This window comes from Mangrovicoccus sp. HB161399, assembly GCF_013184745.1.
In the GTDB taxonomy this organism is placed as follows: Bacteria; Pseudomonadota; Alphaproteobacteria; order Rhodobacterales; family Rhodobacteraceae; genus Mangrovicoccus.
In genome coordinates this window covers 1-17,460 of record NZ_JAATVU010000073.1, presented here as the reverse complement: position 1 = coordinate 17,460, position 17,460 = coordinate 1, and the positions used below count along the sequence as shown (strand labels likewise).

14 protein-coding genes are annotated in these 17,460 nt (G+C 68.0%); 8 read left to right on the top strand and 6 right to left on the bottom strand.

Annotated elements, in window-relative coordinates:
* Positions 1-190 precede the first annotated feature (190 nt).
* The 3 genes from HCC78_RS26075 to mgtE form a co-directional block, all read right to left on the bottom strand.
* The gene (locus tag HCC78_RS26075; RefSeq protein WP_172331709.1) at positions 191-1,006 is read right to left on the bottom strand and encodes a universal stress protein; all 816 of its coding nucleotides are present in this window, start codon (positions 1,004-1,006) and stop codon (positions 191-193) included.
* Between the two features lie 979 nt (positions 1,007-1,985).
* On the bottom strand, positions 1,986-2,546 hold the full coding sequence (locus HCC78_RS26070; protein ID WP_371743937.1) for a 5-formyltetrahydrofolate cyclo-ligase: 561 nt from the start codon (positions 2,544-2,546) through the stop codon (positions 1,986-1,988).
* On the bottom strand, positions 2,543-3,982 hold the full coding sequence (gene mgtE, locus HCC78_RS26065; protein ID WP_172331708.1) for a magnesium transporter: 1,440 nt from the start codon (positions 3,980-3,982) through the stop codon (positions 2,543-2,545). Before mgtE ends, HCC78_RS26070 begins: the two co-directional genes overlap by 4 nt.
* A gap of 133 nt (positions 3,983-4,115) precedes the next feature.
* On the opposite strand from mgtE, the gene guaD reads away from it, so the two are divergent.
* Complete coding sequence (gene guaD, locus HCC78_RS26060) at positions 4,116-5,414, top strand: guanine deaminase (RefSeq protein ID WP_172331707.1); 1,299 nt, start codon at positions 4,116-4,118, stop codon at positions 5,412-5,414.
* Positions 5,415-5,421: 7 nt separating this feature from the next.
* Here the strand turns inward: guaD and HCC78_RS26055 are convergent, their stop codons facing one another.
* Positions 5,422-5,610: a hypothetical protein gene (locus HCC78_RS26055; RefSeq protein ID WP_172331706.1), complete on the bottom strand. Its 189-nt coding sequence runs from the start codon at positions 5,608-5,610 to the stop codon at positions 5,422-5,424.
* Positions 5,611-6,136: 526 nt separating this feature from the next.
* On the opposite strand from HCC78_RS26055, the gene HCC78_RS26050 reads away from it, so the two are divergent.
* The 3 genes from HCC78_RS26050 (at position 6,137) to HCC78_RS26040 (ending at position 9,268) form a co-directional block, all read left to right on the top strand.
* Positions 6,137-7,378 carry a hypothetical protein gene (locus HCC78_RS26050; protein WP_172331705.1) on the top strand — a complete coding sequence of 414 codons (1,242 nt, stop codon included), beginning with the start codon at positions 6,137-6,139 and terminating at the stop codon, positions 7,376-7,378.
* Positions 7,379-7,558: 180 nt separating this feature from the next.
* Positions 7,559-7,900, top strand: coding sequence for a hypothetical protein (locus HCC78_RS26045; RefSeq protein WP_172331704.1), 342 nt, complete (start codon positions 7,559-7,561; stop codon positions 7,898-7,900).
* 90 nt (positions 7,901-7,990) lie between these two features.
* On the top strand, positions 7,991-9,268 hold the full coding sequence (locus HCC78_RS26040; protein ID WP_172331703.1) for a PAS domain-containing protein: 1,278 nt from the start codon (positions 7,991-7,993) through the stop codon (positions 9,266-9,268).
* Positions 9,269-9,295: 27 nt separating this feature from the next.
* Here HCC78_RS26040 and HCC78_RS26035 read toward each other — a convergent pair whose 3' ends face one another.
* Both HCC78_RS26035 and HCC78_RS26030 read right to left on the bottom strand, forming a co-directional pair.
* Positions 9,296-10,072 carry an SDR family oxidoreductase gene (locus tag HCC78_RS26035; RefSeq protein WP_172331702.1) on the bottom strand — a complete coding sequence of 259 codons (777 nt, stop codon included), beginning with the start codon at positions 10,070-10,072 and terminating at the stop codon, positions 9,296-9,298.
* Between the two features lie 60 nt (positions 10,073-10,132).
* The gene (locus tag HCC78_RS26030; protein WP_172331701.1) at positions 10,133-11,041 is read right to left on the bottom strand and encodes a cation diffusion facilitator family transporter; all 909 of its coding nucleotides are present in this window, start codon (positions 11,039-11,041) and stop codon (positions 10,133-10,135) included.
* A gap of 127 nt (positions 11,042-11,168) precedes the next feature.
* Here HCC78_RS26030 and HCC78_RS26025 point away from each other — a divergent pair, with 127 nt between their 5' ends.
* The 4 genes from HCC78_RS26025 to HCC78_RS33290 all read left to right on the top strand — a co-directional run.
* Entirely contained in the window at positions 11,169-12,776 is a 1,608-nt protein-coding gene (locus HCC78_RS26025; RefSeq protein ID WP_172331700.1) for a peptide chain release factor 3, read from the top strand.
* Between the two features lie 74 nt (positions 12,777-12,850).
* Positions 12,851-15,013 (top strand): glycosyltransferase family 29 protein, encoded by a 2,163-nt coding sequence (locus HCC78_RS26020; RefSeq protein WP_172331699.1) that lies wholly within the window; start codon positions 12,851-12,853, stop codon positions 15,011-15,013.
* Positions 15,014-15,180: 167 nt separating this feature from the next.
* A complete protein-coding gene (locus HCC78_RS26015) occupies positions 15,181-16,587 on the top strand; it encodes a DEAD/DEAH box helicase (protein WP_172331698.1) in 1,407 nt (468 codons plus the stop codon).
* Positions 16,588-16,805: 218 nt separating this feature from the next.
* A partial coding sequence (locus HCC78_RS33290; RefSeq protein ID WP_216671313.1) for a hypothetical protein occupies positions 16,806-17,460 on the top strand: 655 nt, incomplete at its 3' end.

The following is a 17,460-nucleotide window of genomic DNA, read 5'->3' as shown; positions in this document are numbered from 1 at the left end:
CGCGAAGCGCTGCCCGGGCGCAGTCTCGACACCGGCCCGCGAAAAGCCGCGCCGCGGCCTGCTCCTTGCCCTCGGCGGCGCAGCGGCAGCCCGGCTCTCGGCTCATTGCGTGTCCCGTCCGCCGGGCGAGGGACAACGCCCCGCCAGGACACCGGGAGCAAGTTCGCAGGCATACGCCGGGCGGGAACGCTCAGCCGCGGACGATCAGCAGGTCGGCAGGCACGCTGCGCACCAGATCCTCGGTGAAGCTGCCCAGTAGAGTCGGCGCGAAGGCGGCGCGGGCATGGGCGCCGACCGCGATCAGGTCGGGATCGGTGGCCTGGCGGGCATGGAGGAAAGCGGTCGGGACCGCCTCCGCGACAGGCTCCGGCTTGGGCAGCCGGCCCGGCAGGACCTCGTCCTCCCACCAGGCATCGATCCGCTCGCGGGCATCGGCCAGGAAGGGCGCCAGCGCCTCCGGCGCGCCGCGCGGCGCGATCCGGCCCGCAAACGGCACGTGCACCGCGTGGAAGCTGGAGAAGGCAGCCTCCGGCGCCAGCTTCGCCGCCCACCGCGCAGCTGCAGCGCAGGCGTCCGACAGGTCGATGCCGCAGAGCACCCGCTCGTAGCCGCCCGCCACCGGACCGGCAACCAGCAGGACGGGCCGGGTCACCGCCCGCACGATGCGTTCGACCGTCGTCCCCGTGACCATGTCCCAGAGCGGCCGCGGCCGGTGCACGCCCATGACGACCAGATCCGGGGATTCTTCTTCGATCACCTGGGACAGGGTCTCCACCGGCTCGCCCAGCTCGACGCGGATCGCCGTCTCGATGCCGGGCACCGAATGGCGCTCCAGCTCCTGGCGCGCTTCGGCGAGGATCGGGCCGGACATCTGCTCGGGCAGCTCGGCATCGACGACAGTGCAGACGACCAGCCGCGCGCCAAGCGCCGCGGCCAGCTGCTCGGCGCGCCGCCGGGCGCGCTCGGAGCGCAGGGAAAGATCGGTGCCAACCAGAATCGTCTTCACGTCGAATATCCTCCTCGCGGGACTGCGCCCCGCGTCTTCGCGCAGGCACGGCAATCCGGTTTTCTGCGGCAGGACAGCGCCCGGTTCGTTCCTGCCGCCTGCTGTCCACCCCATGGAAGATACATATTCGCGGATGGCCAGGTTTTGAAGCACGGAGACCCTGATCTGCCTGAAACGACGTCTTTTCCTGCGGCGGGCGCGGCCGGCAGCCTCCGCAAGGCGGGCGGGATGGCCTGTCCGGCAGACCGCCGTCCCCCCGCCCGTCCTGCCGCTGCGCCGCGGCGCGCCTCAGGGGCAGCGCCGCTCAATCCCCGTTCCGGACGGCGCGCCCGGAGCGGCCTCTCCGCCATGCGCGGCGGCCAGGGCGGAACAGCAGCCGTCTTCGCCTGCATTGCGGGCTGCGCCGCCGCTCGGGCAGCAAGGTCCGGGCCCCGGACCAGAGGCGCCTTGCCCGTCCTCAACCCGTCCGGAACGGAACCGCGGACCCGCCCGTTCTGCTAGACGCCCGGCCAGTCCGGGATGTTGCGACCGGGCTCAGGACGCTCCCTGCCCAAGGACCGGACCCGGCCGGTTGGACGCAATCCCGTGGCATCATTGCCGCCGCAAAGCCCGACGGACCAGGCAAGCGTAGCCCAAGACGGATTCCGCCGAGATAACAGGTACTTTCCGCCGCTCGGGAGCCAAGAGCGCGGGCAAAGGCCCGACCGTCCCGGAAGGGCGTTCGGCGACATCCGGTCATCGCCACGCATGCCGGATTCACCCGGCGCGTCCGGAATGCCGCGACCGTACGCAGCAGGCTCCCTGCCCGAGGGCCGAGCCCTGCCGGCCGGGCGCGATCCTCCGGGACCGTTTCCGCTGCAAGGACCGCCGGACCGGGCAGCTGTGGCCCGGCGCGGGTTCAACCGGCAGTACAGGTGGTTCCGCCGTGCGGGGGCCGGCAGCGCCGATGACGCCCACTGCCGTTCCGGCGGGGCGGCGTTCAGAAAAAGCGGATAAGCCCGTTCTCGGTCACCACGCCGTCAAGAGGCTGGTCGGTCGGTTCCTGCGGCAGGGCCTCGAATTCCTGGGCGGCATAGGCGAAGCCATAGGCCTTCACCGGGCCGCGGCTGCGCAGCAGGTCGAGCGTGCGGTCGTAATGGCCGGCGCCGTAGCCCATGCGGCCGCCCGTGCGGTCGAAGGCCAGCATCGGCACGACCAGCACGTCCGGAACGACTTCGGGAGCCTCCACCGGCGCCGAGGTGCCGAAGCCCGCCGATTGCAGCGCCACGCCCGGGCTCCACAGGTGGAAGGTCAGCGGATGGCCGCGCCCGTGGGTGACCGGCAGGCACAGCCGGTGCGTCTCGGCCAGCCCGGCCAGCGCCGGGAAGGGGTCGATCTCGGTGCCGATCGGCGAGTAGCCCGCCACCACCTGGCCGCCGAACTGCGCCAGCAGAGCGCGCAGCGCCTCCAGCGCCGGGGCCGGGTCCACTGCGCCGTGAACCGCCGCGCGGCGCGCCTTCGCCTCCGCACGGATCGCGATCTTCGCTTCGATCAGGCTCACAGCAGCACCAGCGTTGCCAGCCCGAGAAAGGCGAAGAAGCCCACCACGTCCGTTACCGTCGTGACGAAGGTGCCCGAGGCCAGCGCCGGGTCGAGCTTCAGCCGATCCAGCGCCACCGGCACGAGAATGCCCGACAGCCCGGCGACGAAGAGGTTGATCACCATCGCCATGGCGATCACCCCGGCCAGCGCGGCATTGCCGAACCAGAGGAGCTCTATCCCCGACATCACGACGGCGAAGACGAGGCCGTGGACCAGCCCGACCGCGCCCTCGCGTCGGATGACCCGCATCAGGTTCGAGCGCGTGAGGTCCTTGGTCGCCAGCGCCCGCACCGCGACGGTCAGCGACTGGGTCCCGGCATTGCCGCCCATCGAGGCGATGATCGGCATCAGCACCGCCAGCGCGACCAGCTGTGCCAGCGAGGCCTCGAAGAGCGAGATCACCATCGAGGCGACGATCGCCGTCACGAGATTGACCAGCAGCCAGGGCAGACGCGACTTCACCGTGTCGACGACGCCGTCGGAAATGGAGCTTTCGTCCGAGACGCCGGCGAGGCGCAGGATGTCCTCCTCGGCCTCCTCCTCCAGAACGATCATCGCGTCGTCGATGGTGATCACGCCGACCAGCCGGCCGGAATCGTCCACCACCGGAGCGGAGATCAGATGGTACTGGTTGAAGGCATAGGCGACGTCCTTCTCGGGCAGGTCCACCGCGATGGTGCGGAAGGTTTCCTCGGTGATGTCGCCCAGCCGCACGTCGCGCTTCGAGGCCAGCAGGCGGCCGAGCGTGACATAGGCCACCGGGCGCATCGCCGGATCGACCAGGATGACGTGGTAGAACTGCTCGGGCAGCTCCTCGGCGCTGCGCAGGAAATCGATCGCATGCCCGACGGTCCAGTCGCCCGGCGCGACGACGAATTCGCGCTGCATCAGGCGGCCGGCGGAATATTCCGGATAGGTCAGCGCCATCTGCACCGCGACGCGGTCGGTCGCGTCGAGCGCCTCCAGGATCGCCTCCTGGCGGTCCTCCTCGAGGAATTCGACCAGGTCGACCACGTCGTCGGTGTCGAGGTCGCGCACCGCCTCGGCCAGCGCTTCGGGCGCCAGCGTCTCGATCACCTCCTCGCGGATGCCCTCGTCCAGTTCCGACAGCACCTCGCCGTCGATCTGTTCGGGGACAAGCGCCAGGATCTGCTGCCGTTCCGATCCGCTGACCTGTTCGAGAAGGTCGGCGATGTCGGCCGAGTGCATCGGATCGAGATATTCGTTGAGCCGCTCGACATCCTCGTCGGCCAGCGCCGCCTGGACCCGTCCGAAACGCCGCTCGCCTTCGCTGTGGCTATCCTCGTCGATCTCGTGGTCGGCCTCTTCCTCCTCGCGGAGGGCGGCCTCTTCCTCGGTTTCGGGGGGCTCGCGTCGGGTCTGGTTCTCGGTCATGGGGCCCCCTTGCTGCACGGATGACGCGGGCACCATAGGGATCGGCAGCCCATGCGCAAGGGACGCCATGCATTTGCCCTTTCCCCCCGGCGCCGCACGGGGCACTCTCGGACCGAACCGATGCGAGCAGACCATGTCACGATTGATCCTGGGCCAGACCCTGAGCTTCACCGCCGATCCCTTTGCCACTCCCCCGGAGGACGCCGTGCGGCACGAAAGCCGCGGCGCCGTGCTGGTCGAGGACGGCAAGATCGCGGCCGTGGGACCGGCCGACGCGCTGCGCGCCGCCCATCCGCAGGCGGCGGTCACGGATCACGGCGGCGGGCTGATCATGGCGGGGTTCGTCGACAGCCACGTGCACTATCCGCAGACCGCGATGATCGCGAGCTGGGGCAAGCGGCTGATCGACTGGCTGAACGACTACACCTTCCCCGAGGAGATGCGCTTCGCCGATCCCGCCTATGCCGGGAAGATCGCCGGGCGCTACCTCGACATCGTCCTGGCCAACGGCACGACGACGGTCTGCTCCTACTGCACCATCCATCCCGAAAGCGTCGACGCGCTGTTCGGCGCGGCGGAGGCCCGCGGCATGCGGATCGCGGCGGGCAAGACGTGCATGGACCGCAACGCTCCCGAAGGACTGCGCGACACCCCTGCCCTGGCCCATGACCAGTCGAAGGCGCTGCTGGAGAAATGGCACGGCCGGTCGCGGCTGGACTACGTGATCACGCCGCGCTTCTCGCCGACCTCGACGCCGGAGCAGCTCGAGGCGCTCGGCGCCCTCTGGGCGGCGCATCCGGACTGCCTGATGCAGACCCATCTGAGCGAGCAGACCGACGAGGTCGCCTGGGTGCGCGGGCTGTATCCGGAGGCGCGCGACTATCTCGACACCTACGAACGCTTCGGACTGCTGGGCGAGCGGGCGCTCTACGGCCACGCGATCTGGCTGGAGGCGCGCGAGATCGCGCGGCTGGCCGAGACCGGCGCCGCGCTGATCCATTGCCCGACCTCGAACACCTTCATCGGATCGGGCCTGTTCAAGACGCGCCAGCATGCGGTCGCGGGACAGCCCGTGGGACTGGCAACCGATACCGGCGGCGGGTCGAGCTTCTCGATGCTGCGCACCATGGCCGCCGCCTACGAGGTCGGACAGCTTGCTGGCACGCCGCTGCATCCGGCGCAGCTTCTGTGGCTGGCCACGGCCGGTTCGGCGCGCGCCATGCATCTGCAGGACAGGATCGGCAATCTCGAGCCGGGCAAGGAGGCGGATCTGGTCGTGCTCGACCTAGCCTCGACCCCGGCGATCCGGCAGCGCTTCGACGAGGCGGAAACGCTGTGGGAGGCCCTCTTCCCCACCATCATGATGGGCGACGACCGGGCCGTCAGCGCGGTCTATCTGGAGGGCAGGCCCGCACCGCGCGGCGCGGGCTGAACGGCGGTCAGAAGCGGTGCGGCAGCATGCTGCGCTGCCAGGACTGCATCATGGCCATCTGGGCCTGGGCCATCTGCGTGACGAAAGCGGTGCGGCGCCGCGCGGCCGGAACGGAAACGGACTCGGCAGGGCGCGAAGCCAGGAATTCGGCGTCGGCGTCGTCGATGAAGGCTTCCAGGTCTTCTCTCGTCAGCATGGCGTTACCCCTTGTCACTGGGCCCGGTGTCGCCCGGACCGCTTTGTTAACTCCGCGTCGGCAATTTCGTTCCGTGCGGTCCGCAGTTCTTAACACATTCTTTCGCGTTAGCGATAGAAATTTCGCCCAAAATTTGCGACCATAGTTTAATCTTTCGCCGAGCATTTGTTCAGATTGCGAAGAAATGCGTTGCATGCGGTGGTATTCCGTCCCGGACAGACACGCTCAGGATGTGCGCCGCAGATCGGGGACGCGTGCGGCGCAGCAAGATTGCGCCTGTCGCGAATCGCAAGGGAAAGGCCCCGGGGCCATCCCCCCGTGCCCGCCGCCGGTCCTCCTGCCTCCCTGCGGTCAGATGCCCGGAAAACCATCGCGCGCGCGCCTGCGGGCGATCCGAAAGTCTCGCAAAAAACCGGGTGACGCCGCGGCCCGCGATGCTAGGCTCGGTTGACGGATTCCGTTTTCAGGCAACCGGGGCGCGTGCGGGGGAGGACCGCGCCGCCGCGGGAACAGGGAGGAGAGAGATTTGGATAGCAAAGTCCCCATTGCAGCTGCCGTCGCCGGCGTGGTCGGCGTTCTGATCGGCACGATGATGGCCCCTTCGGGCCCGGACCGCGAGGAAATCGCCGCGATCGTCAGCGAGAAGCTCGCCGAGTCCCAGGCGGCGCCAGACCCGCTGGAGGGCCGCATAGAGGACCTGCAGGCTTCCGTCGACGAGCGCTTCGCCGAGCTTTCCGGCTCGATGGAGCCGAAGATGGGCGATCTCGGCAGCTCGGTCGCCGCCCTGCAGGAGAAGTTCTCCGGGCTCGAGACCACGGCGCAGTCGCTGATGGACCGTTCCGCGACGGATCTGGAGACGCTGCGCGCGCAGATCGACGGCGTCGCAAGCACCCTCGGCAAGACGATGAGCGAGGCTGCCGCTTCGCAGGTCGCCGCGCTGCAGGGCCAGCTCGACCAGCTCAAGGGCGCGCTCGCCGCCCGCCAGCAGGCCGCAGCCCCCGCTGCCGCTCCGGCCGCCCAGCAGGCCGCCGCCCCCGTCCCGCGCAGCGCCGCCGGGGCGCTGACCCCGGGCATGACCGCGATGCTGGCCGACGGCGCGCTGCGGGTCTTCGTTTCGCGCGTCTCCGGAGAGGACCGGACCGCCCGGCTGTCCGTGCAGGGCCAGCTTGCCTCCATGGAAGTCGGCGACACGATGCTGACGATGGCCGGAAACGACTATTGCATGGTGACGCTCGACGGCATCGCAGCAGGCGGCGCCCAGATCAGCGGCGCCTGCGGCGATGACCTGCCCGCCGCGACCGGCGCGGGCCCGGGCAACACCGTGGTGCTGGACGGCGGAGACATCCGCGTCTTCGTCTCGCGGGTCGAAGACTGGCCGCAGCGCGCGCGCCTGTCGATAAACGGCGAGATGAAGCAACTGGAGCCCGGACGCACCGCGCTGCTGGCAGTGGGCGACAAGCTCTGCGGCGTGCGGCTCGACGCGGTGGACCGCGGCCATGCAAGCGTCAGCGCGGCCTGCGGCGCCGACCTCTCCGTGGCCGAGGCGATCGGCCCGGGCAGCGCGGTGTCCCTGGGCGACGGCAAGGCGCGCGTCTTCCTCTCCTCGGTGGCCGAGGACGGCAGCGCGGTGCGCGTCTCGGTCAACGGCGTCGACGGGCTGCAGACCGTGCCGGATGGCGGGCGGCTGGCACTGGAAGACGGCTGCGCGGTCGTCGTCGAGGGCGTGGCCGGCGGCAAGGCCATCTTCGGATACAGCTGCGGCGGCTGACCCCGCCGAACCTGCCGTTTCCAGAGCCTGCCGGATGCCCTCCGGCGGGCTTTTCCATGCGCCCTTCGGCGGCCGCAGACATTAATCAAATCTTACCAAACACGAGGATTTGCCTCAATTTCGCCACAATTCCCGCCCAAATGTTTTCAAATTGAAGCAAATGAGTGGAGAATGCGTCCAATGACCAGCATCGCACCGGTACAGCCCGCCAGCCCCGTCCGCTTCCCGATGGAGGGCGGCGCACAGGCCCATGCGGCAGAAGCGGAGCCCTTCGTACGCGGTCCCGCCCCGAAGCCCGAAGCGGCCGCCGTCGAGATCCTTCTCGTGAATGCCGCGCTCGAATCCTACTATGCCAGCCTCTACGACCCCCGCACCCTGCATCCCGATCCCACGCCGCGCGGCGTCGAAATCGACCGCATCGAGATGATCAAGGAAGGCTTCGACCACCTGCGCGAGCTGATCCAGGCGATCACCAAGGCCGCCGCGGACGATTTCCTGCCCAGCACCGACATCCGTCTCTGAGCCGTCCGGCCCCGCCGGGGCGCCGTAAGGGATTCGAAACCAGAACCATGTCAGGACTGTGGAAATTTCTGGTTCCGCGGAGATGCCGACATGGCCGAAGACACTGCGACACGTTCCGGCACCGCCATCGCCCGCGGCTCGGAGTTCCACATTTCCGAGCTGTTCTTCTCGCGGACCGACACGCGCGGGGTGATCGCCTCCGGCAATGCCGTCTTCCAGCGCATCAGCGGCTTCACCTATGACGAGCTGCTGAACGCGCCGCACAAGATCGTCCGCCATCCCGACATGCCCAAGGCGGTGTTCTGGCTGCTCTGGCACCGCCTGCAGAAGGGCGAGCCGATCGGCGCCTATGTCAAGAACCGCACCAAGTCGGGCGGCTACTACTGGGTCTTCGCCGTGGTCATGCCGATCACCGGCGGCTATCTGTCGGTGCGGCTGAAACCGACCAGCAAGCTGTTCGAGAGGGTTCAGGGGCTCTACAAGGAGCTGCGCACCAAGGAGCTGGAGGCGCCCGCCGACTACAGCCCGGAAAACAGCGCCCAGGAAATGAACGCCGCGATCAAGGCGCTCGGCTATCCCAACTACGTGGCCTTCATGGCGGCCGGGCTGACCGCCGAACTGATGTCGCGCGACAAGATCGGCGCCAAGCCGGTGGACGACCGGCTGCAGGCCTTCGACGCGATGTCGAAGGCGGTGGGCGACATTTTCGACGAGGCCAACGCGCTCTATGCGGATTTCCGGCGGATCGAGCAGATCCCGGTGAACCTGCGGCTGCAGGCCTCGCGCTGCGAGGCCTCGGGCGGTCCGGTCAGCGTGATCTCCGCCAATTACAGCAACCTCGCCCGCGAGGCCCTGGCCTTCGCCTCGCGCTTCACCGATTTTGGACAGCGGGTCCTGGACGAGATCAGCCTCGGCCTGTTCATGATGGGCTCCGCGCGGCTGCAGCGCGAGATGAACCGGGCCTTCGAGGCCGAGGACCACGGCGCCTCGCCGATCGACCACCAGAGGGAAATGGCGCTGCTGGCCGGGCACATGCAGCGCTGCGGGGACATGGCGCGCAGCACCGTCGGCCGCATCCTGGAGCAATGCGAGCGCTTCATCGACGACAGCCGCCGGATGCGCCGCTTCGTCGGCGGGCTCGACGTCACCCGCGTCACCTGCCGGATCGAGACCGGCTGGCTGCCCGATGCCGATGGCGGCTTCCACGACATCATCGACAAGCTTGACGCCTTCCACGAGGACGTGGAGCGGCGGATGAAGCGGATCGACTCGCTCAACGACAACATCATCGAGCGCACCAACGCCCTGCTGAACCGCTCGGCCAGCCGCAAGCCCGCGGCCGCGCCCAAGGCGACCGCCGCGGAATGAGCCGGGCGGTCTCCCGCCCGGACACAGTCAGATGGTGAAATTGGTGCCGCCGCCGTCGAGCAGCAGGTTCTGGCCGACGATGAACCCGGAATGGACCGAGCAGAGGAAGGCGCAGGCCTTGCCGAATTCTTCGGCCGTGCCGTAGCGCCGCGCCGGAATGGTCGCCTCGCGCCGGGCACGGGCCTCGTCCATCGTGATGCCCTCCTTCGCCACGACGCCGCTGTCGAGGCTGGCGGCGCGGTCGGTGGCGTGGATGCCCGGCAGCAGGTTGTTGATCGTCACGCCGAATTCAGCCACCTGGCGCGAGGTGCCCGCGACATAGCCGGTCAGGCCGGTGCGTGCCGAATTCGACAGGCCCAGCTGCGGGATCGGCGCCTTGACCGACTGGCTGGTGATGTTGACCACCCGGCCCCAGCCCCGGTCGCACATACCCGGCAGCAGCGCCGTCATCAGCGCGATCGGCGCCAGCATGTTGGCGTCGAGCGCCTTGATGAAATCCTCGCGGCCCCAGTCCTTCCACAGGCCCGGAGGCGGGCCGCCGGCATTGGTCACCAGGATGTCGACCTGGCCCGCGGCCTCCAGCACCTTCGCCTGGCCCTCTTCCGTGGTGATGTCCGCCGCGACCGCCGTCACCGACACGCCGAAAGCGCGCAGCTCCGCGGCCGTCGCCTCCAGCGCCTCCGCCCCGCGCGCATTCAGCACCAGATCGACGCCCTCGGCTGCCAGCGCGGCCGCGCATCCCTTGCCGAGGCCTTTCGACGAGGCGCAGACCAGCGCCTTTTTTCCTTTGAGTCCAAGGTCCATGAGCAGTCCTTTCCTGTTCCCGGCGCGACCCTAGCCACGGCCCGGCGGAAGGACAATGGCTCAGCCGAGGGCGTGGCCCTCGGGCTTGGCCATCTCCTCGGGCTCGACATGGATGGTGATGCGCGCGCCGCGGTCCTCCATCCGCAGGGCCTTCTCCACCCGGTCGCAGATCACATGGCTGTCGCGCACCGTCATGTCGCCCGGCATGATCAGGTGGAACTCGATGAAGGTGACGGGGCCGGAGCGGCGGGTCACCAGGTCATGGACCTCGAGCGCGCCCGAGGCGCTGCGCTCGATGACCGAGACGATGCGCTCCTGCTCCTCTTCCTCGACCGCCTCGTCGAGCAGCCCGGCGAGCGAGCCGCGGATCACCGACCAGCCCTGCATCACGATATGCGCAGTCACCGCCAGCGCCAGCAGCGGATCGAGCAGCGGCCATCCGGTCGCCCAGGCCAGGCCGAGCCCCGCCAGCACCCCGCCGGTCGTCACCACGTCCGACATCAGGTGATGCCCATCCGCCTCCAGCGCCGGAGAGCGCGACCGGCGGCCGTTGCGGATCAGGTGCCGCGCCCAGAGCCCGTTCAGCGCCGTGGCCGCGACCGAGAAGCCGATCGCCAGAGGCGACACGACCGGCTGGACCGGCTCCATCAGCGCCTGCACAGCATCCATGACGATCATCGCGGCCGCGACCATGATCAGCGCGCCTTCCAGCACGGCCGAGAGATACTCGACCTTCTGGTGGCCATAGGGATGGTTCGAATCCGCCGGGCGGCGCGCATAGGACAGCGCCAGGCAGGCGGCCACCGCCGTCACCACGTTGACGATCGATTCGAGCGCGTCGGAATAGAGCGCGACCGAGCCGGTCAGCCGCCAGGCGACGAGCTTCAGCGCAAGCACGGCGACGGCCACGGCAATGGACCAGACGGCCAGCCTCAGCAGAGAGGCGGGATAGGGATCGGGCGGCGGCATGGGCGAACTCCGGATTCGGGTCCTCCCTCTAGGCCTAACCGCGCGGGGACTGAACCCCTAGCTGAGAATCGTTCTGAGTTTCCGTGAAGAATTGCGCCTGTCCCCCGCCCCGGCTATATGCCGCGCCATGCTGGACCGTTCGCACAACTCCCCTTCGCTGCCGCCCGAGATCGCCCGGCGCCGCACCTTCGCCATCATCTCGCATCCCGATGCGGGCAAGACGACGCTGACCGAGAAGTTCCTTCTCTACGGCGGCGCCATCCAGATGGCGGGCCAGGTCCGCGCCAAGGGCGAGGCGCGGCGCACGCGCTCGGACTTCATGAAGATGGAGCAGGACCGCGGGATCTCGGTCTCGGCCTCGGCCATGTCCTTCGACTACGGCAAGTTCCGCTTCAACCTGGTCGACACGCCCGGCCACTCGGACTTCTCCGAGGACACCTACCGCACGCTGACCGCGGTGGACGCCGCGATCATGGTGATCGACGGCGCGAAGGGCGTGGAAAGCCAGACGCAGAAGCTCTTCGAGGTCTGCCGCCTGCGCGACCTGCCTATCCTGACTTTCTGCAACAAGATGGACCGCGAAAGCCGCGACGTCTTCGAGATCATCGACGAGATCCAGGAGAACCTGGCGATCGACGTGACGCCGGCCAGCTGGCCGATCGGCATGGGGCGCGATTTCCTCGGCTGCTACGACCTGCTGCGCGACCGGCTGGAGCTGATGGACCGCGCCGACCGCAACAAGGTGGCGGAGAGCATCGCCATCGAGGGTCTCGACGATCCGCTGCTGGAGCAGCACATCCCCGCGGACATGCTGGCGCAGCTGCGCGAGGAGATCGAGATGGCGCGCGAGCTCCTGCCCGCGCTCGACCCGCAGGCGGTGATGGACGGCACGATGACGCCGATCTGGTTCGGCTCCGCGATCAATTCCTTCGGGGTGAAGGAGCTGATGGACGGGATCGCCAATTTCGGCCCCGAGCCGCAGCCGCAATCGGCCGAGCCGCGCCAGATCGCCCCAGACGAGAAGAAGGTCGCGGGCTTCGTCTTCAAGGTCCAGGCCAACATGGACCCCAAGCACCGCGACCGCGTCGCCTTCCTGCGGCTGGCCTCGGGGCATTTCCAGCGCGGCATGAAACTGACCCATGTGCGCACCAAGAAGCCGATGGCCGTGTCGAACCCGGTGCTGTTCCTCGCCTCCGACCGCGAGCTGGCGGAAGAGGCCTGGGCGGGCGACATCATCGGCATCCCGAACCACGGCCAGCTGAGGATCGGCGACACGCTGACCGAGGGCGAGGCGCTGCGCGTCACCGGCATCCCGAGCTTCGCGCCGGAACTCCTGCAGGGCGTGCGCTCCGGCGATCCGATGAAGACCAAGCACCTGGAGAAGGCGCTGATGCAGTTCGCCGAGGAGGGCGCTGCCAAGGTGTTCAAGCCGATGATCGGCTCGGGCTTCATCGTCGGCGTCGTCGGCGCGCTGCAATTCGAGGTGCTGGCCAGCCGGATCGAGCTGGAATACGGCCTGCCGGTGCGCTTCGAGCCGTCGCAATTCACCTCCGCCCGCTGGGTGACCGGGCCGAAGGACAAGCTCGACAAGTTCGCCGATGTCAACAAGGGCCACATGGCGACCGACAATGACGGCGACATGGTCTATTTGACGCGGCTGCAATGGGACATCGACCGCATCGAGCGCGACTATCCGGAGTTGAGCCTGTCGGCGACCAAGGAGATGATGGTCTAGTCTCTGTGTGCGGAACGCAGGGGCGGGAGGAACGGGTGAGGCCCCCACCGGACAGCACATAGAGAGGACGCAAATTGACCAGCACGACCCCGAGCAAGATGCGGGATTTCCCGATCCGCAAGCTGCTCTCCGTCCGGCGCATGACGAAGGCGCTGGCAGATCTGGCCGGGGAGGACCGGATCCGGGAAGCCCAGGATCTGTCGGTCGGCTTGATCCGCTACCGGGTTCCCTACGGTGGCAAGGCGGGGCGGCAGTTCCTCAACCGCGCCTCGGGCTGGATGATGCGTGCGGGTCATTTCCAGGAGGCCGAACGCCCCTGGTGGGCGCTCGAACCGCGGCGGCGGCGCAAGGCCCGCGCCGCGCTGGTCCGGCTCTGGTGGCGCTTCGGATGCTACGGTCCCGAGAATATCCGCCTCACCAAGGAATTCCTGCGGCTGGGGCTCGATTCCCGCTCGATCAGCGTCTGCCTGCGGATGCTCGACCTCACCGGCAGCCTCGATCGGGACGATCTGGATCTGCTGCTGGCCGCGCTGCGCAAGCCCGGACGTCGGTGGTCATCCAACGGCAAGACGATGACCGTGGCGGTCGCCTGCATCCTTCACCTGCGCGGCCTGCATCCCGAACTGGTCCGCAAGATCGCGCTGGATGACGACCTGCGCAAGCAGGTCGCCCGGAGCCCGGAAATGTCGCGCGTGCGCCGCGAGGCCGGCGGCTCCGTCCCCGGCGATCTCGGCGAGGCGGCGGAATTGCGGGACTTCTGGCAGAGGGGCACGGAAAAGCTGCTGCCGGTGCTGTCGGATCCGTCCGTCTCCATCGCCGTGGTCGGCAATTCGCCCTGCGAGCGCGGCCTCGGCAAGGGGCCGGAGATCGACTCGCATGACCTTGTCATCCGCTTCAATGCCTCTTCGGTGCCCGCTGCCCATGCTGCCGATTACGGCTCGAAGATCTCCATCGCCGTGTGCAACGACTCCACCGTCAGCCGGGTGATCGGCGATGACGTGCATCTGGAGGGAATCCTGCTGACCGGGCTGGAATCCGTGCGCGAGCACAACGCCGTGTCCCGCACGCTCGGCATCGCCCGCCGCGGCATACCGATGGGGCTGCTGCCCGAAAAGGCGGTGACCGAACTGGTGGCCAAGCTGGGCGCCGCGCCGAGTTCCGGCATCCAGACCATTGCCGCCCTCGAAAGCCTGCGGCCGCCCGGCGCGCCGCTGTCGCTCTACGGCTTCGCCTTCACCGACCAGATCGGCGAGGGGCGCAGCTCCGCCAATTTCGCCAAGAGCGCCTCGGCCACCCACCGCCACAACTGGCGAGGCGAACGCAAGCTGTTCGACGCCATGGCCGAAGCACGCAGCCGCGGCGAGCATGCCGTGCTGCCTGCGGTCCCGCGGCGCCCCGAAGACGAGGTCGGCACCTTCCGGCCGATGAAGTTCCGCTTCCTCGGCGACCACAGTTCATACCATGGCGGCTCGGCCGCGGTGGCGCTCTATTTCCGCCGCGAACTCGCGCGCTCGGGCATCATCGTCGAGGATGACAGCTACGACGTCCTGGTGGTGAACGGCGAAGGCAGCATGCATCACGACTCGCCGACCTGCGTGCGCAAGATGACCGCGCTGGAAGAGGCTCTGGACAGCGGCCGCAAGGGGCTGCTGATCAACACGGTCTGGGAGGAGAACTCCCACCGCTTCGACGACACGCTGCGCCGCCTCGACCAGATCGTCGTCCGCGAACGCCTGAGCCAGATCGAGCTGGCGGAGAAGCACGGCATCGGATCCACGCTGATCCCCGACCTGTCCTATTTCGCGCCGGTGCGTCCCAAGGCACCGAAGGACGCCCCCAAGGGCAAGACCCTGATCACCGACTTCTACGCCGCCTCGCTGGGCGAATTCGCGATCCTGAACGGCGGACGCCTGTCCAAGCTGCCCTTCATCGACATGAAGAAGCTGACCTGGGACGAAACGGTCGGAATCCTGCAGCAGAACGATCTGGTCGTCACCGGACGCCACCACATGGTCTATGCCGCCTGCCGGGCGCGGACCCCCTTCGTGGCGATGGCCGGGAACACCCACAAGATCGAGGGCATCATGAAATCGGCCGGGGTCGGCATTCCGATGCTGCAATCGCTGCGCGAAGTGGACGAGGCAATCGCCTGGGCCAAGGCCAACCGCACCGCCTATGACGACCTGTTCGACTGGCTTTCGCTGCAGGAACGCTGGCGCCTCGAAATCGGGCCGTGACCGGACTGCCGCGCCGATTTGCCGTCTTCCGGCTGAATATTGACCCAAAACTTCATTTGGGCTATGGGGCACATGCTTGGAAACTTCCGAGCTTGATACGCTGGGACGCCCGGAATCATGCGTCCTCGAGATGACTGGCGGCCCGATGCCGCCCCCACAGGACGCTGATGACGAAATTTTCTGACCTGAAGCTGGACCCCAAGGTCCTCAAAGCCATTGACGAAGCGGGCTATGAAACCCCCACGCCGATCCAGGCCGGTGCCATTCCGCCCGCGCTGGAAGGCAGGGACGTGCTCGGCATCGCCCAGACCGGCACCGGCAAGACGGCCAGCTTCACGCTGCCGATGATCACGCTGCTGGGCAAGGGCCGGGCGCGCGCGCGCATGCCGCGGTCGCTGGTGCTGGCGCCGACGCGGGAACTGGCTGCACAGGTCGCCGAGAATTTCGACACCTATACCAAGCACATGAAGCTGACCAAGGCGCTGCTGATCGGCGGCGTCTCGTTCAAGGAGCAGGATGCGCTGATCGACCGCGGAGTAGACGTTCTGATCGCCACGCCCGGCCGCCTGCTCGACCATTTCGAGCGCGGCAAGCTGCTGCTGACCGGCGTGCAGATCATGGTGGTCGACGAGGCCGACCGGATGCTCGACATGGGCTTCATCCCGGACATCGAGCGGATCTTCTCGCTGACGCCCTTCACCCGGCAGACCCTGTTCTTCTCGGCCACCATGGCGCCCGAGATCGAGCGGATCACCAACACCTTCCTGTCCTCGCCCGCGAAGATCGAGGTGGCGCGCCAGTCGACCGCCTCGGACACGATCAGCCAGGGCGTGATCTGCTACAAGCCGTCCCGCAAGGACCGCCAGGCCAGCGAGAAGCGCGCGCTGCTGCGGGCGATGATCGACCGCGAGGGCGACGCCTGCACCAACGCAATCGTCTTCTGCAACCGGAAGACCGATGTCGACATCGTCGCCAAGTCGCTGACGAAATACGGCTACAATGCGGCACCGATCCATGGCGACCTGGAGCAGTCCAAGCGCATGGAGGTCCTGCAGGGCTTCCGCGACGGGAACCTGCGCATCCTCTGCGCCTCCGACGTTGCGGCGCGCGGGCTGGACATCCCGAATGTCAGCCACGTGTTCAATTTCGACGTGCCGAACCACCCCGAGGACTATGTCCACCGCATCGGCCGCACCGGCCGCGCGGGCCGCAAGGGCACCGCGCTGACCATCTGCGTCCCTTCGGACGAGAAGCAGCTGGCCGCCGTCGAGGCGCTGCTGAAGACCGATGTGCCGCGGGTGGAAAGCCCCTATGCTCCATCCGCCCGCATGGGCAGCGAGGACGAGGAAGCCGAGGCCCCCAAGCGCAGCGCCCGCGCCGAGCGCAAGCCGCGCAGCCAGCGCGAGGACCGCGCCGAAAAGCCCGAGCGCAGCGAACGTCCGGAGCGCAGCGAGCGTCCCGAACGGGGTCCGCGCCGGGGCCGCAAGGACGAGCCGGTCATCGGCATGGGCGATCACATGCCCAGCTTCATGGCGCAGAGCTTCGAAGAGCGCCGACAGTCGGCCAACGCCTGACGGCAACCCAGCAACCGAAACACCGCGAAGGCCCGGTTTTCCGGGCCTTTTTCATTCGCGCCGACGGGACCGTCCGCCATCTGCAGGCGCCAGTTGCATGCTGTGGAAGCGGCCGGACGGTGGCAGGGGCCCGGCCTTCCCGCCGCCTCTTCCACGCTTCATGTCTTGGACATGTGATATCGCTTTTGATCTTAGCCTTTTGATCTTAGCCTAATGGCTTGCAGAACAGGGCAGCATCCGGCCGTCATTTAGAGCCCACATCCATTTCAACTGCAATCTCCGCCACCACCAGTGTCCATCACCTGCTGAATGGCAGCGAGAAAGGAGATGTCACCGTATCGCTCGACGGCACCAGCTTCATCATATCTGCCATCATCAACACGGTCGGCAGCTGCCCCTTCATCCAAGCCATTTTCCCGACCGTGTCGCCTGCTCTGGGGCGGGTCCCGCGGGTTCTCCGATATTGTCACCGGACTGCTAGCGACCTCTATCACCGCCACCGCCATCACCGGCAACTTCCTGACCCAAATCTCAGACTCGCCCGCCCCCGGACGCTCGCCGATGCTGTCGGCAATAACTGCCAGGCCAGCTCGGTGCTGCCCCAGGCGTCTTCCATCAGCAACGATGTCTACGTGGCGCGCTCTTTCAACCTGGACCGCTATCGCGCCGACGATCTCTACCTGCCCGACGAGACGCGCGCCGACGGCGGAGGCGTCGCATCCATGGCCGGAACGGCGAGGCCTACGAGACCGATTTGGCGGGAAACACGTTTTTCGTCATTGACCTTGCCCCCCGGATTCCGGACTTGGCCGATATTCACCATTCCGCCATTGCGGCGGCCATGCCGATCCCTGCCTGCTCGGGCCTCCGGCA